Origin of the sequence: Citrobacter sp. TBCS-15 (genome assembly GCF_005280815.1) — a bacterium.
GTDB classification, from domain to species: Bacteria; Pseudomonadota; Gammaproteobacteria; order Enterobacterales; family Enterobacteriaceae; genus Citrobacter; species Citrobacter werkmanii.
Window position 1 is genome coordinate 1 of record NZ_SZWK01000306.1, and the last position, 201, is coordinate 201.

Genomic DNA, 201 nt, shown 5'->3' on the forward strand with positions numbered 1-201 from the left:
TTGAAAATTAATGCCTTTCTTGATATTGATAATACGCAAGAGTATCGAGAAAAAGCCTTAACAACAATAAAGAACATGCAAGAGGGTTCGAGTTACAATGGTTTGACACCAGTTGATAACAAGACGGAAATTGTAGAACTTAAAAAAGATTATTCCGTTTTAAACAAAGATGAAATTGACCTTATTAAATCGGAACTTTTG

At 31.3% G+C, this 201-nt stretch carries 1 protein-coding gene; it reads left to right on the top strand.

What is annotated here, in order from left to right; translation table 11 throughout:
- Positions 1–201: hypothetical protein (locus FDW96_RS25345; protein ID WP_212732933.1), on the top strand; the 201-nt coding region annotated here is incomplete at both ends.